Origin of the sequence: Bittarella massiliensis (ex Durand et al. 2017) (genome assembly GCF_017566145.1) — a bacterium.
In the GTDB taxonomy this organism is placed as follows: domain Bacteria; phylum Bacillota; class Clostridia; order Oscillospirales; family Ruminococcaceae; genus Bittarella; species Bittarella massiliensis_A.
On the sequence record NZ_JABFCL010000004.1, the window covers coordinates 1 to 25,484 of the forward strand.

Annotated in this window: 22 protein-coding genes and 1 tRNA gene; 15 read left to right on the plus strand and 8 right to left on the minus strand. The window is 55.4% G+C overall.

Annotated elements, in window-relative coordinates; genetic code table 11:
* The first annotated feature begins 305 nt into the window (after positions 1 to 305).
* On the plus strand, positions 306 to 1,235 hold the full coding sequence (gene metA / locus HJY11_RS06125) for a homoserine O-acetyltransferase MetA (RefSeq protein WP_208075123.1): 930 nt from the start codon (positions 306 to 308) through the stop codon (positions 1,233 to 1,235).
* A gap of 78 nt (positions 1,236 to 1,313) precedes the next feature.
* Here the strand turns inward: metA and HJY11_RS06130 are convergent, their stop codons facing one another.
* Positions 1,314 to 1,631 (minus strand): hypothetical protein, encoded by a 318-nt coding sequence (locus HJY11_RS06130; RefSeq protein WP_208075124.1) that lies wholly within the window; start codon positions 1,629 to 1,631, stop codon positions 1,314 to 1,316.
* 137 nt (positions 1,632 to 1,768) lie between these two features.
* Between HJY11_RS06130 and HJY11_RS06135 the strand changes: the two genes are divergently transcribed.
* Positions 1,769 to 1,960 (plus strand): hypothetical protein, encoded by a 192-nt coding sequence (locus tag HJY11_RS06135; RefSeq protein WP_208075125.1) that lies wholly within the window; start codon positions 1,769 to 1,771, stop codon positions 1,958 to 1,960.
* A gap of 131 nt (positions 1,961 to 2,091) precedes the next feature.
* Positions 2,092 to 2,553 (plus strand): hypothetical protein, encoded by a 462-nt coding sequence (locus HJY11_RS06140; protein ID WP_208075126.1) that lies wholly within the window; start codon positions 2,092 to 2,094, stop codon positions 2,551 to 2,553.
* A 77-nt stretch (positions 2,554 to 2,630) separates the two neighbouring features.
* Here HJY11_RS06140 and HJY11_RS06145 read toward each other — a convergent pair whose 3' ends face one another.
* From HJY11_RS06145 to HJY11_RS06170, 6 genes are all read right to left on the minus strand, one after another.
* Positions 2,631 to 3,302, minus strand: a complete 672-nt coding sequence (locus tag HJY11_RS06145; protein ID WP_243764279.1) for a sigma-70 family RNA polymerase sigma factor — start codon at positions 3,300 to 3,302, stop codon at positions 2,631 to 2,633.
* Entirely contained in the window at positions 3,268 to 3,708 is a 441-nt protein-coding gene (gene spoIIAB / locus HJY11_RS06150) for an anti-sigma F factor (RefSeq protein WP_044993271.1), read from the minus strand. Before spoIIAB ends, HJY11_RS06145 begins: the two co-directional genes overlap by 35 nt.
* A 16-nt stretch (positions 3,709 to 3,724) precedes the next feature.
* Complete coding sequence (locus HJY11_RS06155; RefSeq protein WP_208075127.1) at positions 3,725 to 4,030, minus strand: STAS domain-containing protein; 306 nt, start codon at positions 4,028 to 4,030, stop codon at positions 3,725 to 3,727.
* A gap of 211 nt (positions 4,031 to 4,241) precedes the next feature.
* Positions 4,242 to 5,543: a bifunctional folylpolyglutamate synthase/dihydrofolate synthase gene (locus HJY11_RS06160; RefSeq protein ID WP_208075128.1), complete on the minus strand. Its 1,302-nt coding sequence runs from the start codon at positions 5,541 to 5,543 to the stop codon at positions 4,242 to 4,244.
* Between the two features lie 116 nt (positions 5,544 to 5,659).
* Positions 5,660 to 8,275 carry a valine--tRNA ligase gene (locus tag HJY11_RS06165; protein ID WP_208075129.1) on the minus strand — a complete coding sequence of 872 codons (2,616 nt, stop codon included), beginning with the start codon at positions 8,273 to 8,275 and terminating at the stop codon, positions 5,660 to 5,662.
* Between the two features lie 148 nt (positions 8,276 to 8,423).
* Entirely contained in the window at positions 8,424 to 9,929 is a 1,506-nt protein-coding gene (locus HJY11_RS06170) for an FAD-dependent oxidoreductase (protein ID WP_208075130.1), read from the minus strand.
* A gap of 360 nt (positions 9,930 to 10,289) precedes the next feature.
* Between HJY11_RS06170 and HJY11_RS06175 the strand changes: the two genes are divergently transcribed.
* Positions 10,290 to 10,366, plus strand: a tRNA-Pro gene (locus tag HJY11_RS06175).
* 195 nt (positions 10,367 to 10,561) lie between these two features.
* Here HJY11_RS06175 and HJY11_RS06180 read toward each other — a convergent pair.
* The gene (locus HJY11_RS06180) at positions 10,562 to 11,707 is read right to left on the minus strand and encodes an IS3 family transposase (protein ID WP_208075131.1); all 1,146 of its coding nucleotides are present in this window, start codon (positions 11,705 to 11,707) and stop codon (positions 10,562 to 10,564) included.
* A 281-nt stretch (positions 11,708 to 11,988) separates the two neighbouring features.
* Between HJY11_RS06180 and HJY11_RS06185 the strand changes: the two genes are divergently transcribed.
* The 11 genes from HJY11_RS06185 to HJY11_RS06235 all read left to right on the plus strand — a co-directional run bounded on the left by HJY11_RS06185 (position 11,989) and on the right by HJY11_RS06235 (position 25,436).
* On the plus strand, positions 11,989 to 14,094 hold the full coding sequence (locus HJY11_RS06185; protein WP_243764284.1) for a DEAD/DEAH box helicase: 2,106 nt from the start codon (positions 11,989 to 11,991) through the stop codon (positions 14,092 to 14,094).
* Positions 14,087 to 14,746, plus strand: a complete 660-nt coding sequence (locus HJY11_RS06190) for a DUF2290 domain-containing protein (protein ID WP_208075133.1) — start codon at positions 14,087 to 14,089, stop codon at positions 14,744 to 14,746. The genes HJY11_RS06185 and HJY11_RS06190 overlap by 8 nt, the downstream gene beginning before the upstream one ends.
* 422 nt (positions 14,747 to 15,168) lie before the next feature.
* Entirely contained in the window at positions 15,169 to 16,107 is a 939-nt protein-coding gene (locus HJY11_RS06200; RefSeq protein ID WP_208075134.1) for a DUF4145 domain-containing protein, read from the plus strand.
* 203 nt (positions 16,108 to 16,310) lie between these two features.
* Positions 16,311 to 16,676: a cupin domain-containing protein gene (locus HJY11_RS06205; RefSeq protein ID WP_208075135.1), complete on the plus strand. Its 366-nt coding sequence runs from the start codon at positions 16,311 to 16,313 to the stop codon at positions 16,674 to 16,676.
* Positions 16,677 to 17,092: 416 nt separating this feature from the next.
* Positions 17,093 to 17,722, plus strand: a complete 630-nt coding sequence (locus HJY11_RS06210; RefSeq protein WP_208075136.1) for a TetR/AcrR family transcriptional regulator C-terminal domain-containing protein — start codon at positions 17,093 to 17,095, stop codon at positions 17,720 to 17,722.
* 106 nt (positions 17,723 to 17,828) lie between these two features.
* The gene (gene fucO / locus HJY11_RS06215; RefSeq protein WP_208075137.1) at positions 17,829 to 18,974 is read left to right on the plus strand and encodes a lactaldehyde reductase; all 1,146 of its coding nucleotides are present in this window, start codon (positions 17,829 to 17,831) and stop codon (positions 18,972 to 18,974) included.
* Between the two features lie 200 nt (positions 18,975 to 19,174).
* Positions 19,175 to 21,871, plus strand: coding sequence for a putative bifunctional diguanylate cyclase/phosphodiesterase (locus HJY11_RS06220; RefSeq protein ID WP_208075138.1), 2,697 nt, complete (start codon positions 19,175 to 19,177; stop codon positions 21,869 to 21,871).
* 249 nt (positions 21,872 to 22,120) lie between these two features.
* Positions 22,121 to 22,468, plus strand: a complete 348-nt coding sequence (locus HJY11_RS15770; protein WP_438820426.1) for an SDR family NAD(P)-dependent oxidoreductase — start codon at positions 22,121 to 22,123, stop codon at positions 22,466 to 22,468.
* Complete coding sequence (locus tag HJY11_RS15775) at positions 22,362 to 22,787, plus strand: SDR family NAD(P)-dependent oxidoreductase (RefSeq protein WP_438820427.1); 426 nt, start codon at positions 22,362 to 22,364, stop codon at positions 22,785 to 22,787. Before HJY11_RS15770 ends, HJY11_RS15775 begins: the two co-directional genes overlap by 107 nt.
* A gap of 664 nt (positions 22,788 to 23,451) precedes the next feature.
* A complete protein-coding gene (locus tag HJY11_RS06230) occupies positions 23,452 to 23,742 on the plus strand; it encodes a hypothetical protein (RefSeq protein WP_208075139.1) in 291 nt (96 codons plus the stop codon).
* On the plus strand, positions 23,739 to 25,436 hold the full coding sequence (locus tag HJY11_RS06235) for a sulfatase-like hydrolase/transferase (protein ID WP_208075140.1): 1,698 nt from the start codon (positions 23,739 to 23,741) through the stop codon (positions 25,434 to 25,436). The genes HJY11_RS06230 and HJY11_RS06235 overlap by 4 nt, the downstream gene beginning before the upstream one ends.
* Positions 25,437 to 25,484 lie beyond the last annotated feature (48 nt).

Below are 25,484 nucleotides of genomic sequence, written 5' to 3' on the forward strand. Positions count from 1 at the left end.
CTCGGAAACCGCACTCCCGTGCGCTCCCCTCGCGGACAGCTTTTGTATAATACCATGTCCCCCTCCCCCCTGTCAATAGATTTTTAAGACCTTTTTTTAGTTTTTTGCAGGGTTATACACAAGGTAATCATTTTCCCCTTTTTGCGCCGGGTTTCGGGAGGATTTTCTACCGATCGTCAACTTTCTCTCCGCCCTCTTTGGCGGCGAAATCGGTCTTTGCAATCGGGGCGGAGCTGTGCTATACTTTTTCCATTCGCTCAAAAGGGGGCTCGCCCCTATTTATATAAGAGAAAGGAGAGCGGCTCATGCCCATCAACATACCCGCCAGCCTACCGGCGGCGGAGACCCTCATTTCGGAGAACATCTTCATCATGACCCAGGAGCGGGCGGTGAGCCAGGACATCCGCCCCCTGCGCATCGCCATCCTCAACTTGATGCCCAAGAAGATCGAGACCGAGACCCAGCTGCTGCGGGTGCTCTCCAACTCGCCCATCCAGGTGGATGTGGAACTGGTGCAGACGGTGACCCACGTGTCCAAAAACACCCCGGGGGATCACCTGCTGAAATTCTACAAGAGTTTCGAGGACATTCGGGACGAGCGCTTTGACGGGATGATCGTCACCGGGGCCCCGGTGGAACAACTCCCCTTTGAAGAGGTGGACTACTGGGCGGAACTCTGCGAGATGATGGAGTGGAGCAAGTCCCACGTCTACTCCACCTTTCACATCTGCTGGGGGGCGCAGGCCGGACTCTACTACCACTACGGCATTGACAAGGTGCCCCTGGCGCAAAAGCAGTTCGGCCTCTTTCACCACCGGGTGCTGCAGCCGGAACACCCGCTGCTGACCGGCTTTGACGAGTGTTTTCTGGCCCCCCACTCCCGCCACACCGGGCTGCGGCGGGAGGATATTCTGGCCCAGCCGGAACTGGAATTGCTCACCGACTCGGAGGAGGCGGGGGTGCACATCATCGCCAGCAAAAACGGGCGGCAGTTTTTTGTCACCGGCCACTCGGAGTACGACCGCTACACCCTGCGGGGCGAGTACCTGCGGGACCGGGAGGCGGGGCTGCCCACCGCCCCGCCCTGCAACTACTTTGCCGGGGACGACCCGGCGGGCGAGGTGCCCTTTGTCTGGCGCTCCCACGGGAGCCTGCTCTACACCAACTGGCTCAACTACTTTGTCTACCAGCGCACCCCCTACCACCTGGAGGAGTTGCGGCAGCTGGAAATTTAGACAGGCACAGCAAACCAGCGCCCCCTCCCGCCGCGGCGGGAGGGGGCGCTGTTCTATTGAGCAGAAGGCCACAGCCCGTCACAGGTAGGAGAGGTCGTCGATCAGGGCGATGAGCCGGCACTCCAGTTCTTTGAGGGCCTTGATCCCCGCCTGCCGCCCCTGCCAATGCCCTTGGGCCACCCCCTCCTCAAAGGCGTGGAGGTGCTCCTGCTCCTCGCAGACGAGGAGGGCGTGCACCAGCTGTTCGTAGAGGCGGGCGGGCTCGCCCCCCATCTGGTTGAAGGCGCGCTCGATTTCATTCCACTGGGCGGCGGCCCGCCGGTAGCCGGGGGAGCGCCGCCGGCAGCTCTCGGAAAAGGAGCGGCTCTGCCGGTACGCCTTTTTGATGCGGCTCATCTCCATCCCCTCCTTTTTCTTTATTATATCTCCGCTTTTTTAATATGCAACTACTTTTAATATCATTTTCAATTATATATTTGAGACTAAAAATGGAATAGTATTACTAGTAGAACTTATAGAGAGGAGGGGACACCGTGTTTGAAATTAAGCCAATCAGTTATAAAAAGGCTAATAGTCCAACAACCATACGTTTTACTGAGGAACTTTTCAGCGAACTAAAAGAAGTTGCCGCAAACGCTGGTGTTTCTTTCAACTCGTTGGTTTTACAAGCCTGTGAGTACGCCCTCAAAGATCTGCCGGAGGAGATCAAGACGCCCCACGAGTAGGGGGTGGGCCCGCCCAGGAGACCCAACCGCCGAAGCCGGCGGTTTCTTTTTGGGAAAAACGCCCCCTTGTGCAGGAGGGGGCGAGGGGGTATAATGGGGACAAACTCGTCCTTGCAAGAGGGGGGAAAAGGATGGACAACGAACAACTGCTCCGGCAGATTGGCGGGATGTTTGGCCAGGTCAACCAGCAGATGGAGGAACTGGCCGGCCAGATGGGCCAGCTGACCCGGCGGATGGACACCATGGAGACGCGGCTCAACCAGCGAATGGACACATTGGAAAGCCAGTTGACCGAGCGCCTCGATGGCATTGACGAGCGCCTCGATGGCATTGACGAGCGTCTCGATGGCATTGACGAGCGCCTTGACCAGGTGGAGGGGCGGCTCGACCAGGTGGAGAGTACCCTGACCCGGGTGGCCGTGACCCAGGAGAACGTGGTTCTGCCCGCCCTGAAGCAGCTGGCGGAGGGACACGAGGAACTCACCCGGCAGATCGGCGTGGTGGCCACCCAGGTGGAGCGCAACACCGAGACCATCGAACTGCACACGGTGCAGATTGCGGGGTTGCAGGAAAAGGTAAAGGCCCTGGCCTGACGCCCCCCTTTCAAGCCAAACTACATACAGAGCGCCCCGACAGACGGTCTGGTCTGCCGGGGCGCTCTTTCTTTCGGTCATTCGGCCAGCATCTCCCGCAGGCGGGAGAGAATCTTCTTCTCCCTGCGGGAGACCTGTACCTGGGTCATGGAGAGGGCCTTCCCCACATCGGCCTGGGTCTTTTCCTGGAAGTAGCGCAGCACCACGATCTGCCGCTCCACCGGTTCCAGGCGGCCCACCACCTCCCGCAGGGAGAGGCTGTCGGTGATCTTCTCCTCGCAGCAGGGGACCGGGATGTCGATGGTCTGGCCGGTCTCGTCCCCGGCGGTGAGGGAGACGGTGGGGTTATAGATGCCGATGGCCTCGACGATCTTCTCCTCCTCGATCCCCAGGGCCTGGGAGAGTTCGGCGATGGTGGGCTCCTCCCCCCGCTGGTGGGTCATGCGCTCCCGCTGGCGGGCCACCTTGAGGGAGACCTCTTTGAGGCTGCGGGAGACCTTGACGGCCCCCCCGTCCCGGAAGAGGCGCTTGATCTCCCCCAAGATGACCGGGACGGCGTAGGTGGAGAACTTGTACCCCAGGCTGGGGTCAAAGCCGTCGCATGCCTTGATGAGGCCCATGCACCCGGCCTGGTAGAGGTCGTCGTACTCCACCCCCCGCCCCCGGAACCTGCCCGCGCAGGCGTGGACGAGGCCGAGGTTTTCCTCTACAAACTTATCTCGCTGCTTTGCTGGCGATGCGCTTTTCAAGATAGACGCTGGTCCCCTTTCCGGACGTACTTCTCACCTGCAGACGGTCGGTGAACGCCTCCATAACCGCAAAGCCCATCCCCGCGCGCTCCCCGGTGTCGCAGGTGGTGTAGAGGGGCTCCATGGCCCGCTCGATGTCGGGAATGCCGCAGCCGGCGTCCCGGATGATGATGCGCACCCGGTTGTCGGGATAGATTTTTGCCGTTATGTAGATTTTGCCGATGCAGTCTTTGTACCCGTGGACCACGCAGTTGGTCACCGCCTCGGAGACGGCGGTCTTGATGTCGCTGATCTCCTCCACCGTGGGGTCGAGCTGGGCGATGAAGGCCGCCACCGCCACCCGGGCAAAGGACTCATTTTGGGAGCGGCTCTCAAAGGCCAGCTTCATTTCATTGGTCGGTTTCACTTCCTGGTTTCCTCCTCTATTCGATTCTCACGAGCTTGTCCAGCCCCGAGAGGAGCAGGATTCGCCGGATGGTTCCCTTGGCCCCCTGCACCCGCAGCTCGCCCCCCTGTTGCTGCATGGTCCGGTAGCGGCCCATGACCAGGCCGACCCCCGAGGAGTCCATAAAGGTGATGCCGGAAAAGTCCAGCACCAGCAGTTTGGGGCCGAGGGAGGCCACCCGCTCGTCGATGCAGTCGCGAAAGGATCGGGCGGAGTGGTGGTCGATCTCCCCCTCCAAAAAGGCGGTGAGGGCCTCGCGGTCCCCCTGCAAGTTCACATTCATCTGCGCACCTCCCGCGCGTGTTCTCCGGGCACACCGCCCGGGCAGGGCCTGTCCCCCTTTGAGATTTGGCAAAAAGAGAGAGGACATCCCCTGGAATACCTCTATCCTACGGGATGTCCTCTGCGATTTTTGCCGAAACGGGAGCCTCTGCCCCGGTTTCCATTTTTTCCCGCCCGCCGACTGCCCCGCCGCTTGGGCAGTGGGCAATCTCTTATCGGTGAGGCGGCTCCTCCCCCCGCCCCATGGCCAGGAGGAGGGGCCTCGCCTTGCTCGCCAGGTAGAGGGAGCCGCAGACGGCCAGCAACCCCTCAGGCGGCAGCTGGGCACGGGCGGCGGCTAGGGCCTCCTCCAGTGAGGCGCAGGGGGTGGCGGGCAGTCCCTGGGCGGCAAAGGCGGCGGCCAGCCGGGCGGGGTCGGCCGCCCGCTCGCTGGGGGGCGCCACCAGGTAGAGGGCGTCGAAGGCCCCGGCCAGCGAGCGGCCGATCCCCGGCGCGTCCTTGTCCCGCAAGAGGCCGGTGACCGCCACCTTGCGGGGGGCGTCCTGGGCGGCAACCACCTGGCAGAAGGCCGCCATCCCCGCCGGGTTGTGGGCCCCGTCGAGCAGGAGGGTGGGCCGCTCCCCCAGCCGCTCGCAGCGGGCGGGAAATCGGACGGCGGCCAGCCCCGCCCGAACGGCCCTCTGGGAGATCGCCAGCCCCTGGGCGGCCAGGACCCGCAGTACCTCGATGGCGGTGAGGGCGTTTTGCAGCTGGTACTCCCCCGCCAGGGAGAGGGCGTAGGGCAGCCCCCGGTAGGCAAAAGTGCTGCCGGAGAGACCGCTTTTCGCCACCCGCAAAGCCGTCGGGTCCGGGAGGAAGAGGGGGGAGCCCCGCCGGGCGCACTGCCGGCGGATGACGTCCAGTGCCGCCCCATCCTGCCCGGCACAGCAGACCACCGGTGTGCCCCCCTTGACGATGCCGCACTTGCGCTCGGCAATGGCGGCGGTGGTGGGGCCGAGGGCTGCGGTGTGGTCCAGGCTGATGGGGGTGATGGCGCAGCAGAGGGGGGCGGGGATGACGTTGGTGGCGTCGGTGTCGCCCCCCATCCCCACCTCCAGGCAGACCAGGTCCACCCCCTCGGCGGCAAACCACAAAAAGGCGATGGCGGTGTCGATCTCAAACTCGCTGGCGTAGAGGCCCTCCCCCTCCATGGCGTCGCAGACCGCCTTCACCTGCCCGGTAAGGGCGGCCAGGGCGGCGGGTGAAATCATCTCCCCGTCGATCTGAAAGCGCTCGCGAAATGTGAGGACAAAGGGGGAGACGTTCCGCCCCACCCGGTAACCGGCGGCCTGTAAGACAGCGGCCACCATGGCGGTGGTGGACCCCTTGCCGTTGGTGCCGGTGACATGGATGCAGCGCAGCCGGTTCTGGGGGTCGCCCAGCCGGCGCATCAGCTCTCGCATCCGCGCGAGGCCGGGCTTGGGCAGGCCCCGGCGGCGGCCGTGGATGTAGGCGAGGGCCTGTTCATAGGTCATGGCGCACCTCTCTTTCTCCGCCCCATAGGCGGGCAAAAAAGTGCGGGCGGCGGGGTGAATCCGCCGCCCGCACAGGGCAATTTGACAAATTGACAGCGATTGGGCGAAGGGAGGCGTTAGAGGGCAACCAGGCTCTCCTCCACCTTTTTGAGCCGCTCCTGGGCGCGGGCCAACTTCTCGCGCTCGGCGTCCACCACGTTCTGGGGGGCACGGCTGACAAACTTCTCATTTTGCAGCTTGCCGGTGAGGCTGGCGATCTCCTTCTCGCAGCCCAGCTTCTCCTTCTCCAGGCGCTGGCGCTCCTTCTCCCGGTCCACCAGGTCGTCCATCGGCATCCCGATCTTGGCCTCGGCGGTGATGGCCATCACCATCCCCTCCAATTCCAGCTGGGGGGCGACGGCCACCTCGCTGGCGGAGGCCAGGCGCTTGATGAACTCCTCCCCCCGGGCGAAGACGTCGGCCTGCTCGGTCTCAATAAAGACCTTGGCCTTTTTGGAGGGGGGGACCTGCAGCTCGCTGCGGCGGTTGCGGATGGCGCGGATGGCCTTCATGATGATCTCGAACTGCTCCTCCTCCTTGGCAAAGGAGAGGGCGGGATCGCAGACCGGCCAGGGGGCGGTCATGATGCTCTCCCCCTGGTGGGGCAGGGCCTGCCAAATCTCCTCGGTGATGAAGGGGGCGAAGGGGTGCAGCAGCTTCATGGTGCCCTCAAAGAGGGTGCAGAGGACCCGCAGGGCGTTTTTCTTCTGCTCGCCGCCGGCCTGCAGCCGCAGCTTGACAATCTCGATGTACCAGTCGCAGACGATGTCCCAGACAAACTCGTTGACCTTGCCCAGGGCGATGCCCAGCTCGAACTTGTCGATGTTCTGGGTCACCTGGCGGACGATCTCATTGTACTTGCTCAAAACCCACTTGTCCTCGATCTCCAGTTCACTGGGGAGACCGGGCTCCAGCTCCTCATCCCCCAGGTTCATGAGGATGAAGCGGGCGGCGTTCCAAATTTTGTTGCAGAAGTTGCGGCTGGCCATGATCTTGTCGTCGGAAAAGCGCATGTCGTTTCCGGGGCTGTTGCCGGTGGCCAGGGTGAGGCGGAGGGCGTCGGCCCCGTACTGGGCAATGACCTCCAGCGGGTCGATGCCGTTGCCCAGGGACTTGGACATCTTGCGGCCCTGGGCGTCCCGCACCAGGCCGTGGATAAAGACGGTCTTAAAGGGGACTTCGCCCATCTGCTCGATGGAGCTGAAGATCATCCGGGCGACCCAGAAGAAGATGATATCGTAGCCGGTGACCAGGGTGTCGGTGGGGAAGAAGTAGTCCAGCTCTGGGGTCTTGTCCGGCCAGCCCAGGGTGGAAAACGGCCAGAGGGCGGAGGAGAACCAGGTGTCCAGGGTGTCCTCGTCCTGCCGGAGCTTGCCGCCGCAGTGGGGGCAGCAGGCGGGCTCTTCCCGGGCGACGATGGTCTCGCCGCAGCCGTCGCAGTAGTAGGCGGGGATGCGGTGGCCCCACCACAGCTGGCGGGAGATGCACCAGTCGCGGATGTTTTCCATCCAGTTGTAGTAGGTCTTGTCAAAGCGGGCAGGGACAAACTGGGTCTCCCCCTCCCGCACCGCCCGGATGGCGGGGGCGGCCAGCTCCTCCATCTTCACAAACCACTGCTTGCTGACCATCGGCTCGACGGTGGTGCCGCAGCGGTAGCAGGTGCCCACGTTGTGGGTGTGGTCCTCGATGCGCACCAGGTAGCCGCCGGATTCCAAGTCGGCGACAATGGCCTTGCGGGCCTCATAGCGCTCCATCCCGGCGTACTTGCCGGCGCACTCGGCCATGTGGCCGTCCTCGGTCATGACGTTGATGATGGGCAGGTCGTGGCGGGCACCCACCTCAAAGTCGTTGGGGTCGTGGGCGGGGGTGATCTTCACCACGCCGGTGCCGAACTCCCGGTCGACGTACTCGTCGGCCACCACCGGGATCTCCTTGTCCACCAGGGGGAGGATGACCGTTTTGCCCACGCAGTCGCGGTAGCGCTCGTCCTCGGGGTGGACGGCCAGGGCGGTGTCGCCGAGCATGGTCTCGGGGCGGGTGGTGGCGATCTCCATGTAGCCGCTGCCGTCGGCAAAGGGGTAGCGGATATGCCAGAAGTGGCCGGCCTGCTCCTCGTACTCCACCTCCGCGTCGGAGATGGAGGTCTTGCAGTGGGGGCACCAGTTGATGATCCGCTCGCCCTGGTAGATGAGCCCCTTCTCGTAGAGGCGGCAAAACACCTCGCGCACCGCCTTGGAGCAGCCCTCGTCGAGGGTGAAGCGCTCGCGCTCCCAGTCGCAGGAGGAGCCGAGCTTTTTCAGCTGCTCGATGATGCGGCTGCCGAACTTGTCCTTCCACTCCCAGGCGCGCGCCAAAAAGCCCTCGCGGCCCAGGTCCTCTTTGGTGATCCCCTCCTGGCGCATGGCCTCGACGATCTTGGCCTCGGTGGCGATGGAGGCGTGGTCGGTCCCCGGCAGCCAGAGCGCCTCATACCCCTGCATCCGCTTGTAGCGAATGAGGATGTCCTGGAAGGTCTCGTCCAGGGCGTGGCCCATGTGGAGCTGCCCGGTGATGTTCGGCGGGGGGATGACGATGGTGTACGGCTTTTTATCGGGATTGGGTTCGGCGTGGAAATACCCGCCGGAGAGCCAGAAGTCGTAAATGCGGTCCTCGACCTGCCCCGGGTCGTATTTCTTGTCGAGCTCTTTACGCATGGCGCAGATGCCTCCTCAATTCTCTAATAGTCTTATTATGAGTGCGCGGCCCACCCTTGTCAATAGCCGACAAAAGATTGCGGAAGGTTTTGTCAATTCGGCGAAAAAAAGGAGGAGGAACGGCTTCCCGCAGGGACAGAATTCCCCCTTATTCTCCCTTTTTGAGGGGCCACTTCACCCGGGCGAGGGGGGTGTCGGCGGGGCCGCAGAGAATGTCGCCGTCCACCGAGAAACGGGAGCCGTGGCAGGGGCAGTCCCAGCTGGTCTCGGCGGCGTTCCAGTGGAGGGCACAGCCCAGGTGGGTACAGGTGAGGGAGACCAGGTGCAGCTCCCCCTCATCGTCCCGATAGGCCCCGCACCGGCGGCCGCCAATGCGCACCACTGCCGCCTGGCCGGGGCGGGTGGGGAGTTCGCCGGTGGGGCGCAGCCGCTCCCCCACCCAGTAGGCGGCGGTGGCCGCCCCTTCTTTTATATAGGAAAAGGAGCAGACGTCGCCGTGGCGGGCCGGGTCGTAGAGGGGCGAAGGGGCCCCCGACGGGTCGAGACTGCGGCCGGCCAGGTAGAGACCGGCGGCGGTGCCAGCAGTCATCCCCCACTTGCCAAAGCCAGCACAGAAGAGGACGCGGGGGTCGCCTCTGTCCACCTCTCCGGCGTAGGGCAGCTCGTCGGGGGTGCGGTAGTCCTGGGCGGCCCAGCGCCAGACAAATTTCCCCAGGGAGAAATGGCGCAGGCCGTAGAGTTGCAGGGTGGAAAACTCGTCCCCCGCCGTCCGCCCGGTGCGGCAGGTCTCCCCCGCCACCACCAACACCGGGCGGTTGTCCCGGTCGCGGCAGACCGCCAGCGAGCGCACCGGCTCCTCGGCGCTGATGTACTGGCCCCAAAAGGGCTCGCCCTCAAGCCGGGCGGCCACGGCGTAGGAGCGGGTCGGGTAGAGCCGGGTGAAGTAGAGCCCCTTCCCCTCGTACAGGGGGTAGTGGGTGCAGAGGAGCACCTGCCCGGCGCGGACGCGGCAGCCGCTTTCCGCCGTGAGGGTGACGCCGCCGGCGCGCTTTTCCAATTTGGCGACAGGGGTCTGCTCGCAGATGGTGCAGCCCGCTTTGGCCGCGCGGGCAGCCACCCCCTCCAGGTAGCGCACCGGGTTGAGGGTGGCCTCGCCGTCGGCGCGCAGGGCCAGTTCCACCCGCAGGGGGGCGGGCAGGCAGTTGACCGCGGACAGAGGGAAGTCCAGCCGCTGGGCAAGAGCGGCCATCCGCTGCAGTTCGTCCACCGTGGCGGGGGTCTGGCTGTACAGGTAGGAGGGGGCCTCGCACAGGCGGCAGGGGATTTGGTGTTCCGCCACCATCCGGCGGACAAAGGCGGCTCCCCGCTTGTTTTCCGCCAGGTAGGCGGCGGCCATCTTCGGCCCGTAGCGGTCAGAGACGGCAAGCAGCCGGGTGCCCTGCAGACAGCTGAGCTTGCCGGTGTTGTGGCCACTGGTGCCGCCGCCGATCCGCCCCCTCTCCAGCAGCGCCACCGACCGGCCTGCCCGGGCCAATTGATAGGCGGCGGTGACCCCCGCAACGCCGGCCCCCACCACGGCAAACTCCACCTCCATGTCCCGATGCAGGGACGGGTAAGCCGTCCCCCGGGGAAGATCGCTCCAAAACGCCTGCAAACCAACCACTCCTTTTTTCTGCATCGCCCCCCACAGGGGGCTTTTTTAAAGTGTGGGCCGAGTAGCGGGGAAATACACCGGCGAAGGACAGTTCTTTTCCGTGCCGGCGTGGCAGGCTTGCCGCCCCCTGCCGTTTGTCTCAATGGATGCCAGCCGACCCCGCTCTCCCGGAGGGGGACGATCGGGGGAATGCGCCGCAACGGGCTTTATCGGCCGCCGGGTCAGAAGGGCCGGCAGCACCTGCGGGAGAGAGAATCCCCACTCCCCCGCCCCGTGAGCCGGCAGAAAAGAGGGTGACCACCTGCAAAAAAGGGGTTGCTTTTTTGGCGGGAACGAGTATAATATTGAAGGTAACAGTATCGAGGTGTGGCTCAGTTTGGTAGAGCGCTGCGTTCGGGACGCAGAGGCCGCAGGTTCAAGTCCTGTCACCTCGACCAAGTGAACAGAGGTCGAAATTTGGAACTCAAAAATGAGACATTCCAAATTTTGGCCTCTTTTTCTATACTATAAACCTTGCGTTTAAGCCAATTTTTGAACTTTTACTGCTTTTGAGAAAATGAGACATCAAAAAGTAAAAACCTGAAAATCGTAATGTAAAAAACAAAAAAGGATTGATTTTGAACCGGGAATTCTCATTTTATGGAGAGTTCCTTGTTTTTATCCAAATATTCCTGCTCTTTTTGTTCGGGTGTTTTATACTGTATCGTCGAATGCGGACGTTCTTTGTTGTAGAAGTCCATATAGCCATGAATGCCGCGTAGTAAATCTGCCTCAGATGTATAATGTTGGCGATATAGCTCTTCCTTTTTGAGTATGGAGAAGAACGCCTCTGCTACCGCGTTATCATGTGGACGCCCAGTTCGAGAGAAAGACTGTTTTACTTCTGAATTCTTCAGAAGCTGTGCAAACGCATAGGACATGTATTGGGTGCCTCGATCACTGTGAAACATAAGCGCTGCTTTCGGTTTTCTTTCACAATAAGCTTGTTTGAATGTTTTCGTAACCAGTTGCGTACTGCTTTGTTTGGAAATCCGATGGGCGATGACTTTTCTGGAAAACAGGTCAATGATTGCGCAGATATAATAATAAGTATCTCGAAACTTGAAAACAATAATATCACTGACCCAGATTTCGTTCAGACGTTCTGCGTGAAACTGTTGCTGTAATAGGTTTCTGTTTTTCCCTTTCTCCCATTTTTCAAAATCTTGTTTTGCTGACTTACCAACGCTGCTGATGCCTAATTCTTGCATCAAGCCAGATACATATTTGGGGCTGGTCGTAATCCCTTGCTTTTTCAAAATGGCTGTAATTTTACCTGCGCCATAAATCTGTTTACTGTCATCAAAAATGTTCTGAATGTGTATTTTTATCTCTTCCCGTCGTTTAGCGGCCAATGTGTTTTCTTTTTTGTTTCGTAGAATGTGGTTGTAAAAAGTACCGCGGGATACTTCCAATGCATCGCATAATGTATGTACGCTGAACTGACCATAAAGGGCTTCTAAAGCTTTTAATTTATCCTGTAGTGGCGAGGACACAGTACAGTCAACCATCTTCAAGACTTGAATTATACCTTCTAATTTTTCCACTTTTCTTTTCATGTGCATGAATTCTTGAGGTGTAACGATTGTACCGGTTTCGGTTACGGTTTGTTGATACTTTTGTATCCAATGATAAAAAGTACTTCTCGGTATTTGATTTTCATTGCAGATTTGAATGACGGGTGTCCCATTTTGATAGCATTTGACAAATACTTCTTTTTCTTCTTCTGTATAGTTCATTGAGGTTACCTCCCTGTTGTTTTGTAGAGTATCATAACATGGAGGTTACAAAAATTCGTTTCACCGGCAGATTTGATAGCATCTGTTTACTCTACTATCGAAAGAACCTGATTGTCATACATGTTGTTGATGTATCTTTGTATTGCTTTGTTTGTTTGAAAAATATGGAGATTTGTGGTATACTATTATAATAGTATGATGAGTGAATTGAAGAGATGTTTTTTCCTTAGTCAGGTTTAGAGAAAAAACACTTGATTTTCGAGGAAGGGCGTGTGAAATATATGTTCTGTCTGATAGGTAAACATAGCAATCACAGGATTAACGATATTGCAAATAGCTTAATTCAGTTGTTGCAGAAAACAGATTTAAACGGTGAAATATATATTGGTTATCCCATTTTTTACGATCCAATTAGTTGTAATGAGGTGCGTATAGATATTCTTGTGGTTTCTTATTCTGGTGTTGTAATAATTAATTACGTTGATGATGTGGCATTAGATTATACCGAACTGCAAGATCGCTTATATAATAAAGTTGATTCGAAGTTGAGAAATTACGACTTCTTAGTCAAAAAACGCAAGTTGTTTTTCGATATATCACAAGTAACCTATTCGGAGAGAGAAGTACAGCCTATTGACGAATATAATATCGTTTTTTCTAATGAAGAACTCTGCGCAAAAATTGAAGAATTAATGACTTTTGATTTTACCGAAGATCAATATTCAAATATTTTGTCAGGATTCCAAGAGGCATACGGAATCAGCAAAAGAACATATCGCCCGATCGTTGTTCCAGGCACAAAATCAGCATTGGTCAACAATATGGAAAAAATAATTGAGAGATACGATAGTAATCAAATGGAGGCGATTTTAAGTGATCCGATAGGGATACAAAGGATTCGTGGTATGGCCGGAAGTGGAAAAACCGTAATTTTGGCCCGTAAAGCAGTGGAACTTCACACTAAACATCCAGAATGGGACATTATTGTCACTTTTAACACTTGGGCGTTAAAGAAACAGATTGTAGCACTGATTGATAAATTCTACAGCATAAAGAATAATGGGCAGAAGCCCAATTATAAAAAATTGAAAGTTATGAATTCTTGGGGGTCAAGTAGAAATCCAGGGGTTTATTATGACATTTGCATTAATACTGAGTCCGAGTATTATACTTTTTCAAGAGCCAAAAGCGCATTTGGCAAGAATAATGTGTTTGAAAAGGTTTGCGCAGAGTTGTTAAAAGTTTCAGGGTTTCCGAAAAAATTATACGACTGTATCTTAATCGATGAAGCTCAAGATTTTGGACCCAATTTCTATAAACTATGTTTAAGTGTTTTAGACAATAATCGCAGGTTAGTATATGCATATGACGAACTACAGAATATTAATGAGCAAACCATGAAAAGCCCCGAAGAAATCTTCGGCTTTTCTATACAAAATGATACGCCTCTTGTTACCACCTATCGAAATCAGAGCCATGTTATCGTTGCTGCGCATGCAATAGGTATGGGGCTATATAGCGAAGATGGCCTTATTCAGATACCAAGTGCACCCGATGTGTGGGCTTCTATTGGTTATGAGAGCGAAAATGGAATTGTTCCAGGAAAGGAAGTCGCTCTTTATAGGCCCAAAGAAACAAGCCCTGATTTTTTAAAGGCGGATGCCTCGACTCTAGTTTCTGTAAAGAAATGTGAATCTTTCGAAGAACAGTTATCTGTATTGGCTAAAAGTATACTTTCTGATATTGAGGAAGAACATCTAATTAATACCGACATTATGATCATCGACATGGATTCCATTGGGCATGAAGGAAACAGAAATAGGTTACGGAACTACCTTTTGGAAAACAATTTATTGGAAAGGCTTCATATTCATTTGGCTGGTGCCGCTTCTCCAGAGGATTTCTTTCGTAGCGAGTCAGATCCACCTTCGATAGTTTATTCAAGTATTAACAGAGCCAAAGGCAATGAAGCATATCAGGTTTATATAATCAATGCGCAAAAGTGTGTCAATACTCTTTCCGTTATGCGGGATCGAAATGCGCTTTTTACTGCGATAACCCGCAGCAAAGGTTGGGTAACAATCTTGGGATATGGTTTTGGAATGGATGAATTAGTGCAAGAATTTGAGAAAATTAAAGAAAATGAATTTAAGTTGCACTTTCCCAAATATCCTACTGATGATGAGATTAAGGATATAGTGCGTAACAATCAAGATATTGCACAGCAGGATCAAACTATATTAACTAAAGCGCGCAAAGTGATTGAGGACATTTCCAAAACAAAGGTAGAGAGTAGCACCAAACTCAAGATTGCAATGGAACTATTTGGTGTTTCCAGTCAAGAAGAATTAATGGAAATGCTCAAGCGAGATGATAATAATGCCTAATTTGAAATTGGATGCTACATTGAGAAAAGAATATGATGCGGTTGCTGATATTCTATATACTGAAGGCCTTGTGGTAGATGCAAATCCATTTGTTGTAAAATCAACCGGGACAAATACGTTCGATGTGACTTGGTCAGGGAAAAACTCAACAAGTAACATTCTGTTTGACGAAGAAAAATCTGGAATCGAGTTATTGGAACCTATTAGGAGTGAAAGGCAGTACACGTTTTTATGTTACGATAAAAGTATTATTCAGGCAGAATATAAAATTGACAACGATATTGTCGTAAAAGGGCGATTACTCTTTTTAAAGCTACAAAACAAAGTATGGAGCCACGACGAAATATCAGAATATGCGGATGATCCCAACAAACTAGATGATATGTTAAATGAGGAGTTGGGCTTGCCTATAATGATTCGTATTGATTTTGATCCTCAAAATCATGTTGACTGCCATCATCCCAAGGCTCATTGTGTTTTTAGTAATGTAAAAGATTGTAGAATTCCGATGAAGTCTGTATTGTCTCTTGGTCAATTTGTGGATTTTATTTTTAGGCAATTTTACCATGTCAAATTACCTAAATTCGACATGGTAAAATTTAATGAAACAATTACGCAAGCCGAAAGTAAGATGATACATATCAACTGGTAACATCTCCATACCACTTCGTTTACGCTTACGCCTAAACAATGGATTACCCATACGCAAGCAAAAGGATTACTTTCAAAACCAGGAAAAAATGGCGGTACTTACGGAGTAGAATTCCTTTGGTATGATTTTGTGGCCTGGATTTCACCACGCTTTAAATATAATCTGTTTCGTGGGCTGATTACATTTAGCAAGTGATTATGTTTTATCGGTAAACAAACCAATCGGAGCATACTTGAGGGAATTATTAAATAATAGACGGAGAAAGAATATGGCATTAACTAATGCACTAAGCACGATTCAAAAATTTGAATTAAATAATAAATGCGGTGACAACTGTGAAAGCACCTTAAAGACTTACAGACAAGTTCCTTGAAAATCTAGGATTTTAAAGCAGCATTAAGAATAAAGTAGGGGATAATTATATGGATGCAGAAGAATTTATTGACTACATTGAGGAGAAAATATATCCTTATACGTTGCACGAGAATGGGCGTGCAAATATATCATCTTTATTTAGAAAATATTCAGAAGATTTACTTATAGAATGTGTTGATATTGGAGTAAGTCAATATTTCCAATACGATTCAAATGGTAATTTGACGCAGGACTCTGCTCAGCAATTTCTTAACAAATTAGGGGGAATTGCTTATAATAAGTCACGCGATCCGATAGATCAAGAAATTCATCATCAGAAAAATAAATGCAAAAAATCTTATGCATATTGGAATGATGGTAAAGCAGAAGAAATTTTTAATGATTACATACGAGCACTCAGAAATGCGGGATGGAGCGATGAACAAGTTTTAAATGATTTACAGACCGAAGTTAGTCGATTGACAAATAGTTCCCATAATTGGACACAATGGTCAAATCAAATGCTTAGTTGGCTTCATGACATAGAGCACTGGAATGATAAAGATACCATTACCATCCAACAAGAAGAATCTATTCTACCTGAGGCATTGTTTCTAGATTTATCTCCAAATTTCCAATCTCTTTGCAAACAAATAAATGCAAGCTACGAAAATAATCTTTTCGATTGTACGGCAGTAATGATGCGTCGCCTTTTAGAAGGCTTATTAGTATTATCGTATCAAAATTATGGTATAGAATCCGAAATTACTGCGAAGGATCATGTTCATCACGTTACACTTGATAAAATAATTAAAAATGCAGAACAGAATACGGTATTAGAACTAAGTGGTAATACTAAAAAGGAATTAATGATATTTAAGGATTTGGGAAACTACTCTGCTCATAAAATTTGGTATAATTGCACGCAACAAGACATCAAGCCTCATATTTTAAAATATCGCGTAGTTATAGAGGAACTTATTTATAAATCTGGATTAAAAGGGTAGGCGAAGTTTAGAAAAGTCAAAGAGATAAAAATGAACAGAGGTCAAAATTTGAAACCGGTAATTCTTATTTTTGACGGGTATCTATTTTGTCAAGAGAACACACAGATTAGCTGGCGGATTTTCCTGGAAATTCTGCCAGCTTTTTGTTTTTTTGGCAGAATATAAGTGGAAGCGATCGACACACGATGGGAGAGAGCAACTGTATGGAATTTATGGCAGAGCAGGACATGATAGAATTATCAAATCCAGGGGTTCTTTCAAAACAGATACTGAACCCAGAAAACTCGGCAAGCGCTCGAGTCACCATCACAGAAGTGCATCTCGAATCGGGCGCTTGTCAACCAAGGCACATACACGAGACATCGGAACAAACATGGTACGCCGTCCAAGGCGATGGCAAACTGCTGTTGGCGGACAAGCAAACAAAAGCGTTTCGCAAAGGGGATGTCGTCCGATTCGCCGACGGAGAGGTTCACGGACTACTCAATGATTCAGAGGCAGCGTTTATGTACATCTCTGTCACCTCGCCGCCAATTGATTTCGGCTATGCTTACGAGAACAAAAAATAGCCGCCTCAAGCGAATCAGCGCAGTCGCCACGCAAGTTTAAACCCCCGCACAACAAAATTTACCTGCACCTATTTTGAATACACCCGCCACGCCGGAGCAAGCGATCAACAGCTTGTTCCGGTTTTTGTGATTGGAAAGCAGAGCGCACTCCCGCCGCCGTTTTTCGCAAGAGGCCTCGGTCGGTTCACCAGCTCGGCAATTGCTGTTCATCTTCTACAACACCCCTGCCGCAGAGAGCGACCTCTTCGCCGCGCGGTCATGTGCGGATTCAGTTCGTATACCTCTCTTGTAGGGGGCTTTTTTGCACTCTTTCTCACATGGGATATTCCCCGACAGCCCTTTTGCAAAGGGGTTTGAAAACCCGCTGCCGCCTTGGTACAATGGAGAAAAGACAGCTGAGGGGAGGGATCACGCTAATGGAGCGATCGGCCAGCCGCCAGGAGGCGACCAAGTACCGCCTCGCCGAGGCGATCAAGACCTGCATGAAAAACACCTCTGTCGACCGCATCACCGTCTCCCAGATCGCCGAGACCTGCGGCGTCACCCGGCAGACATTTTACCGCAACTTTCTCGACAAGTACGACCTGGTCAACTGGTACTTTGACAAGCTGCTGCTGGAATCCTTCGCCCACATGGGCAGCGGCCGCACCGTGCTGGAGGGGCTGGAGCGCAAGTTTGCCTACATCCGGGAGGAGCGGGTGTTTTTCTCCGGCGCCTTCCGCTCAGACGACCAAAATTCCCTCAAGGAACACGACTTCGCCCTCATCCTGCGCTTTTACACCGAGAAGATCGAGGAGAAGACCGGCCTGCCGCCGGACGAGCAGACCCAGTTTTTGTTGGAGATGTACTGCCGCGGCTCGATCTACATGACGGTGAAGTGGGTGCTCGGCGGAATGGGCGAACCGCCGGCGCAGATGGCCCGGCGGCTGGTGGAGGCGATGCCCGCCAAGCTGGCCCGGCTCTTTGTCCGGCTGGGGCTTCTGTCTCCCGAAGAGCCCCCTCTCCCCACGCGGGCGCAACCGCCCAAAAAGTCCGCTCCGATGTGACAGCCAGGCCGGTTTGTCACTTTACTTCCCCCCTGTTCCCCTTTACGATGGAGGGGAAGGGGGCTGTCAGGCCCACCGCTGATTTTGAAAAGGGAGTAGAGGACTTATGGCAGACAGGATCATGCTCAACCAGACTTCTTACCACGGCACCGACGCGATTTTGGAGATCGCCAACGAGGTAAAGGCGCAGGGCTTTCAAAAGGCCCTGGTCTGTTCTGACCCGGACTTGATCGAGTTTGGGGTCACCTCCAAGCTCACCGATGTGTTGGAGGAAAACGGCCTTCCCTACGAGATCTATTCAGACATCAAGGCCAACCCCACCATCGAAAACGTCCAAAACGGCGTGCGGGCCTTCCGCGCCTCGGGGGCCGACTACATCGTCGCCATCGGCGGCGGCTCTTCCATGGACACCGCCAAGGCCATCGGCATCATCTCCGCCAACCCCGAATTTGAGGACGTGCGCAGCCTGGAAGGGGTCGCCCCCACCAAGCATCCCAGCGTCCCCATCATCGCCGTCCCCACCACCGCCGGCACTGCTGCCGAGGTGACCATCAACTACGTCATCACCGACCTGGAGAAGAGGCGGAAATTCGTCTGTGTAGACCCCCACGACATGCCGATCGTCGCCATCGTCGACCCGCAGATGATGGCCTCGATGCCCAAGGGGCTGACCGCCTCCACCGGGATGGACGCCCTGACCCACGCCATCGAGGGCTACACCACCAAGGCCGCCTGGGAGATGACCGACATGTTCCACCTCAAGGCCATCGAGATCATCGCCCGCTCGCTGCGGGGGGCGGTGGCCAACACCCCGGAAGGCCGCAAGGACATGGCCCTGGGCCAGTACATCGCCGGCATGGGCTTTTCCAACGTGGGGCTCGGCATCGCCCACTCCATGGCCCACACCCTGGGTGCGGTTTACGACACCCCCCACGGGGTCGCCTGCGCCATGATGCTCCCCCTCGTCATGGAGTACAATGCCGCCTGCACCGGCGAAAAGTACCGGGAGATCGCCCGGGCCATGGGGGTCAAAGGGGTGGACGAAATGTCCCAGGACGAGTACCGCCGGGCAGCCGTCGACGCGGTCAAGCAGCTTTCGGCTGACGTGGGCATCCCCTCCAAGCTGGAAGCCCTGCGGGAGGAGGACCTTCCCTTCCTGGCCGAGTCGGCCTTTGCCGACGCCTGCTGCCCCGGCAACCCCAAAGACGCCAGCGTGGAGGACTTGAAGGCCCTTTTCCGCAAATTAATGTAGTTTTTTAAAGTATTTTTTTAGCACTTAAAAAGCCGGCTTCTCCCCGAGAGAGCCGGCTTTTTCTGTTTTTTATCCCCTATTTCAAGCAGCCAAAGGCCGCCTTTCTCACTTCCCAAATAACCCCTTTTGCGGTTGCTCTTTTCAACAGATATTGATATAATAGACAAAATAGATGCGGACCCTCGGTCATGGAGGACAAGATGCACAAACGATTGATACCGGCTCTGCTGGCCGCGGCCCTGCTTCTCACCGGACTGCTCTCTGTCCTGTCGATCCGGGGGCTGCAGGGAAACGCCCGGGTGATCAACTACGCGGGGGTGGTGCGGGGCGCCACCCAGCGCCTGGTCAAAGAAGAGTTGGCCGGCCACCCCAACGACGCCCTTGTCGGGCGGATCGACGGCATTCTGAACGAGTTGGCCACCGGCGAGGGGGAAAACGGCCTCGCCCGGCTGGAGGACGACGCCTTTCAAGACCTCATCGCCCAGATGCAGGCCGGTTGGGCAGAGATCGAAGACGCCATTGACCAGGTGCGCGGGGGAGCCGATGGAGAGGCGCTCTACCGCTTGAGCGAGTCCTATTTTGAACTGGCCGACCGCACCGTTTCGGCGGCTGAAATCTACTCCGAACGGCAGGTGGAAAGGGCTCAACTGGCCCTGCTGCTTCTCAGCGCTGTCTTTTTGGCGCTGGCCGGCCTCCTTGCCTGGTATGGGGCGGTGCAGGCGCGACGGCAGCGGGAACTGCAGGCAGGGGAAGAGGCCAATCGCGCCCGCCAGGAGAGCCTCTCGCGGATGTCGGAGGACCTGCGCGCCCCCCTCAACGACATTTCAGAGCTGATGTACGTCGCCGACCTGGAGACCCACGAACTGCTCTTCATCAACGAGACCGGCCGCAAGACCTTCCACCTGGACAAGGTGGCGGGGCGGACGTGCTACCAGGTGCTGCAGGGATTTTCACAGCCCTGCCCCTTCTGTACCAATCAGTACCTGGTTCCCGGCGAGACCTACACCTGGGAGTACACCAATCCCGTCACCCAGCGGCACTACCTGCTTAAAGACCGGCTGCTGGAGTGGGAAGGACACCCCGCCCGGCTGGAAATCGCCTTCGACATCACCGAGGCGGAGATGGAGAAGCAGGCCCTTAAGCGAACCCTCGACGCCGAACAGATGCTGATGGAGTGCGTGCGCACCCTCTACCGGGAACACGATCTAAGCCAATCGGTCCCCCTGGTGCTAAAGCAGTTGGGCCGCTACCTCTCGGCCGACCGCGCCTATCTGATTTTTGAGAGAGAGGGGCTGCTCTACAACGACTACGAGTGGTGTGACGACGGGATCGACTCTCAAAAAGAGCTGTTGCAGGGAATGCCCCTGTCCACCATCAACCGCTGGCGTCCCTTTTTTGACCGCCAGGAATGCGTGGCCGTGGAAAATATTGAGGAGCTGCGGGAACACTCCCCCGCGGAGTACGAGTTGCTTCGCAAACAGGATATTGTCAGCCTGGTGGTGGCCCCTCTGGAGCAGGACGGTCAACTGCGGGGCTGCGTAGGGGTGGACAACCCCCTCGCCTTAAATATGCGCACCATCTCCTCGCTGCTGCAGACGCTGGGGTACTTTCTCATGCTCGCCTACCGCCGCACCGAGAGCGAAAACGAGCTCTCCCGCTTGAGCTATTACGACACCCTGACCTCTTTTTTCAACCGCAACCGCTTTATGGAAGACGTTGAAGCCCTCGCCGCCCAGGCCGAACCGGTGGGAATTGTCTACCTGGATGTCAATGGGCTCAAGGACATCAACGACCGGCACGGCCACGCCTTTGGCGACAAGGTGCTGGCCGAATGCGCCAAGCAGATGCAGGAGGCCTTTGACGGGGCCAACTTCTACCGCATCGGCGGGGACGAGTTTGTCATCATCTGCCCGGGGATGGCGCAGGGCGACTTTGAAGCGCAGGTCAAGGCGCTGCGTCAGCGCTTTCAGGTTAAAACCAGCTGCCGGGCGGCCATCGGCGCCCGCTGGGCCCAGCAGTTTGAAGACCTGCAGCAAATTATCGCCAGCGCCGACGCCGAGATGTACGAGGACAAAAAGGAGTTCTACCGCCAAAATCCCGCCTCCAACCGCTACCGCCACCACAGCGACGAAGTGCTCCACCTGTCCGACCCGCAGGTGCTGCAAAAGGAAATTTCGCAAAACCGCTTTGTGGTCTATCTGCAGCCCAAAATCTCCTCCAGCGACCGCACTGCGGTGGGGGCCGAGGCCCTGGTGCGATACCAGCCCCGGTCCGGTTCCCTGGTGCTGCCGGGCAACTTCCTCCCCCTGCTGGAGGAGAGCCAGACGGTGAGCCAGATCGACTTCTATGTCTTTCAGTTTGCCTGCTCCCGCCTCAAGGAGTGGGCCGACCAGGGAAAACAGGCCATGCCGGTGTCGGTCAACTTCTCCCGCTGCTCCCTGGCCCAGCCGGACTTTGTGCAGCGGCTCGACGACCTCTGCCGGCAATACGGGGTGGAAAAAAAGTACCTGGAAATCGAGATCACCGAGACGGTGCGGGAGTCCGACGGGGTGAATCTCAAGGCGCTGATCGACGACCTGCGGCGGGCAGGCTTCATCGTCTCCATCGACGACTTTGGCACCGAGTACGCCAACCTGGCCCTTCTCTCCGCGGTGGAGTTCGATGTGCTCAAACTGGACAAGACCCTGGTGGACGACGTGGCCGGCAACAGCCGCGCCCGCACCGTGGTGGAGTCGATTGTGGACATCTGCAGGAAGATGAACATCCAGGTGGTGGCCGAGGGGATCGAGACGGAGGAGCAGCTCTCAGCGCTGCGCGACTGCGGGGTGGAACTGGCCCAGGGATTTTTGTTCAGCCGCCCCATCCCCATTGAGGAGTACGAGAAAAAATATCTGTAACTCTGTCCTGTCAGGCCCGGCAAGACTTTTTGACCTTGCCGGGCCTTCTTTCCCCCTCGAATTGGTGTGAAGCCGGTCGTTTTGGACAAATATGCCCCTGGGCGAAAACCTGCCGAGCGTCAACTCGTGGAGACAGGGGATAAAAGATGGGAAACCACATTTGACAGTATTCTGACAAACGAGTGCAATCCCCTTTGAAAAGCCCAATTAAAACAGCTGTACTCTGTCGATTTTAAGGAGATGGGCAAAATGGGAATCTTTGACGGAAGGGTCACAATCATCACCGGCGGAGGGAAGGCCAAGTCGATCGGCTACGGCATTGCCGTGGCATATGCCAAAGAGGGGGCCAGCTTGGTCCTGACCGGCAGAAACGAGAAGAAACTGCTGGACGCCAAGGAGGAGCTGGAGCGCCTCTATAACGTCAAGGTGCTGCCGCTGGCGGTGGAGGTCACCCCCCAGCGACGAATCGGAGGACCGGGTCAAAGCAGCTGTGCAGAAGGCCATCGCCCAGTTCGGCCGCATCGACGTGCTGATCAACAACACCCAGGCGTCGGTCTCGGGCAGCCCCCTGCCCATGCAGACCAGGGATCACTTTGACCTGGGCATCTGCTCGGGGCTTTACGCCACCTTCTACTACATGAGGGAGTGCTATCCCTACCTGAAGGAGACCCAGGGCTCGGTCATCAACTTTGCCTCTGGCGCCGGTCTCTTCGGCAACGTGGGCCAGTGCTCCTATGCCGCCGCCAAAGAGGGCATCCGCGCGCGCTCCCGCGTCGCAGCCACCGAGTGGGGCAGGGACAACATCAACGTGGTCTGCCCCCTGGCCATGACCGCCCAGCTGGAGAACTTCAAGCTCTCCTACTCCGAAGCTTACGAGAAAAACCTCAAAGGGGGGCCCATGGGGCAGCGCCCCTAGCCCTCCCGCAACTACTCCCCTTTTCCCCGCACACAAAAAGGCTGACGGCAGGTTGCCGGCGGCCTTTTTGTGCCGCCGCAAAGCCCTTTTCACCGGCCAACGCCGCCAATTTCCCTTTCAGCCAAACCGGCATCGCGCCTCCCTGCCCCGTGTCGGCCCACGCGCATCCTTTGAAAAATGGAGCCGGCCGCTCCCTTCTATCCTGTTTTCCACTCTGCCGCTGCAGAATCTGCCGCCAATTCCCTCTCCCCTCCAGTGCCCCGCAAAAGCCCCTCTCCTCTGGGCGGCGCACCCCTATGCCGCACAAGGTGGCGCGCCAAGGAGAGAGGCGGCAATTTTACACTAAAAGCAGGCATCTGCCCATCAAATGGAGAATCCGCGCTTTCTCTCTGTCCTTTACAGCTGGCTCTTTTCTATGGCAAGCAACGGAAATCCCACGGCTGTGTAACTCTGCGACAGATGAGATGGAAAATTATACCTTTTCATTCGCACAAAAAACTGTCTAAATACCCCAAAAGCAGCAATCCCATTTGAAAAAGAATCAGGCTGTCTCTACATAGTTCCCCATTCAAATTTACAAGAACGATAAATTATGCTATAATACAAAAAGTTTTGCAAACTTTGCAGGTTTTTGTAAAAATCAGGAAAGTAGAGGAGTTTTATTATGCTTTTATACATTGATCCGGCGGCCACCTCTTACATCATTCAGGTCATTGCGGGATTGGTCATCACCCTGAGCGTATCGGTGGGCATTTTCTGGAAGAAAATTCGCCTGTTCTTTTTAAATCGGAAGATGAAAAAGGTGGAGCAGCAGTTGAAAGCCCAGACCGGTACCGAAGAAACAGAATCGGCTGGTCAAGTTGCTGAGGGGCAGTCCGCCCTTTCACAGGACATGACCGAAGAGGACGGGGTCGTTGAGATCAAACTGGACGACGAGGAGGATGCCGTCCGATGAAATCGGGAAGATGGTCTGCCCTGGTGCGCGACGACCGGCCCTTTAAAAAGAGACTTCTCCCCTCCCTGCTGGTCAGCGGCGCGATCTCCTTTACCTTTATTGTCTTTGGCATTTTAGACCTCTATGTGGGAAACAGCGACATCTTCCCCTTTTTGCTAAAGGACATCCTGCTGCCGGTGCTGCTGGCTGGGCTCCTCTGCTTTGTGGTGCTCGCCGCCATCTTGCTTCTGCTGCGGGGAAAGCTCTTTGACATCGCCCTCTCTCTGGGACTTGGAGTTTTGCTGGCCGGGTATCTACAGGGCAATTTCTTGAACCTGAATCTGGGGCAGCTCACCGGCGACCGCATCGCCTGGGAGGACTATGCCGTCCACAGCCTGCTCAATGCGCTGCTGTGGGTGGTGATCGTCTGCACTCCCCTGGCCCTGCGGTATTTCAGCCAAACGATCTGGCGGGGCGCCACCGTCTTTGTGCCGGTGCTGCTCATCGGCATGCAGCTGGTGGGGCTGTTGACCTCGGTCTTTACCAGTGGAGTGCTGGAACAAAAAAGCGCCAACCGCTATCTCTCTACTCGGGGGCTCTACGAAGTATCCTCCCAGAAGAATGTGATCGTCATCATCCTCGATCGATTGGATGGAAAGTATGTGGACGCCGTCCGAAAAGATGACCCTGCATTTTTTGACGGAATGGACGGTTTTACCTACTACGGCAACAACACTTCCCAGTATGGCCGTACCTTTCCATCCGTGACCACAATGCTCACCGGCAAGCCCTCTTTCTATCAGGAGCCCGCTGACGAGTACTTTGACGAGGCGTGGGGAAACGCCACCTTCCTGCCCACCCTGAAAGAAAACAACTTTACCACAAAACTGTATATTGAAAAAGGATATACCTATTCCAATATTGAGCAGTTGGAGGGGCAGGTTGACAATATTGATACCGGAGAGATGACTGCACAGACCCTTCCCCTCATGCGGAGGATGGCCGTTCTCTCCGCCTACCGGTATGTGCCACACGCCCTAAAGCCCAGCTTCTGGATGCCAACCAGTGTGTTCAACGACTATGTAGAGGCAGATGCAGAGATCGGCGCCTATAAAACCGACGATGTCGCTTTTTACAAGGGGCTAAAAGCAGAAGGGCTGACGGTGCAAAACAGCCAGAACAACTTTGCCTTCTATCACCTGCACGGCTGCCACGACCCCATCTACAACGAAAACATCGAGTATGTTCCAGAAGACCAGACCTCCCTACTTCAACAAACCAAGGGCGCCTTCAAAATCGCCTTTGAGTATATGGATCAACTCAAGAAGCTGGGTCTCTACGATGACGCCACCATCATCATCACCGGCGATCACGGGAAGTCTGGCGATTGGATGCGGCTGGATATGTACAAGACCACCGGTCTGTTTTACAAGCCCAGTGGCAGTTCCGGCACCCCGCTGGTCAATTCGAATGCCCCCACTTCCCTCTCCAACTTTGAGGCCACTGTGTTGCAGCAGGCCGGCATCGACTACAGCGATTACGGCAGCGCCATCTCCGACATCCCGGAGGACGCAGACGTCACCCGGAAGTTTTACTATCGGATGAACAACGAGACTGAAGATGTGCTGGAGGAGTTTGAGATCAAAGGCGACGCCAGAAAGTTCTCCAACTGGCACAAGGTGGGAGAGACGGTCAACAAATACCCCCACGGGTAATTCCTTTTCCTTACAAGCCCCTTATCCCTGTCCCCCGCCCCGTGGGCG

Bases quoted from the DNA above. Each gene is read 5' to 3' on its own strand.
- metA (WP_208075123.1), top strand. From the start codon at position 306: ATGCCCATCAACATACCCGCCAGCCTACCGGCGGCGGAGACCCTCATT.
- HJY11_RS06130 (WP_208075124.1), bottom strand. From the start codon at position 1,631: ATGAGCCGCATCAAAAAGGCGTACCGGCAGAGCCGCTCCTTTTCCGAG.
- HJY11_RS06140 (WP_208075126.1), top strand. From the start codon at position 2,092: ATGGACAACGAACAACTGCTCCGGCAGATTGGCGGGATGTTTGGCCAG.
- HJY11_RS06155 (WP_208075127.1), bottom strand. From the start codon at position 4,030: ATGAATGTGAACTTGCAGGGGGACCGCGAGGCCCTCACCGCCTTTTTG.
- HJY11_RS06160 (WP_208075128.1), bottom strand. From the start codon at position 5,543: ATGACCTATGAACAGGCCCTCGCCTACATCCACGGCCGCCGCCGGGGC.
- HJY11_RS06165 (WP_208075129.1), bottom strand. From the start codon at position 8,275: ATGCGTAAAGAGCTCGACAAGAAATACGACCCGGGGCAGGTCGAGGAC.
- HJY11_RS06180 (WP_208075131.1), bottom strand. From the start codon at position 11,707: ATGAACTATACAGAAGAAGAAAAAGAAGTATTTGTCAAATGCTATCAA.
- HJY11_RS06185 (WP_243764284.1), top strand. From the start codon at position 11,989: ATGTTCTGTCTGATAGGTAAACATAGCAATCACAGGATTAACGATATT.
- HJY11_RS06190 (WP_208075133.1), top strand. From the start codon at position 14,087: ATGCCTAATTTGAAATTGGATGCTACATTGAGAAAAGAATATGATGCG.
- HJY11_RS06200 (WP_208075134.1), top strand. From the start codon at position 15,169: ATGGATGCAGAAGAATTTATTGACTACATTGAGGAGAAAATATATCCT.
- HJY11_RS06205 (WP_208075135.1), top strand. From the start codon at position 16,311: ATGGAATTTATGGCAGAGCAGGACATGATAGAATTATCAAATCCAGGG.
- HJY11_RS06210 (WP_208075136.1), top strand. From the start codon at position 17,093: ATGGAGCGATCGGCCAGCCGCCAGGAGGCGACCAAGTACCGCCTCGCC.
- fucO (WP_208075137.1), top strand. From the start codon at position 17,829: ATGGCAGACAGGATCATGCTCAACCAGACTTCTTACCACGGCACCGAC.
- HJY11_RS06220 (WP_208075138.1), top strand. From the start codon at position 19,175: ATGCACAAACGATTGATACCGGCTCTGCTGGCCGCGGCCCTGCTTCTC.
- HJY11_RS15770 (WP_438820426.1), top strand. From the start codon at position 22,121: ATGGGAATCTTTGACGGAAGGGTCACAATCATCACCGGCGGAGGGAAG.
- HJY11_RS06230 (WP_208075139.1), top strand. From the start codon at position 23,452: ATGCTTTTATACATTGATCCGGCGGCCACCTCTTACATCATTCAGGTC.
- HJY11_RS06235 (WP_208075140.1), top strand. From the start codon at position 23,739: ATGAAATCGGGAAGATGGTCTGCCCTGGTGCGCGACGACCGGCCCTTT.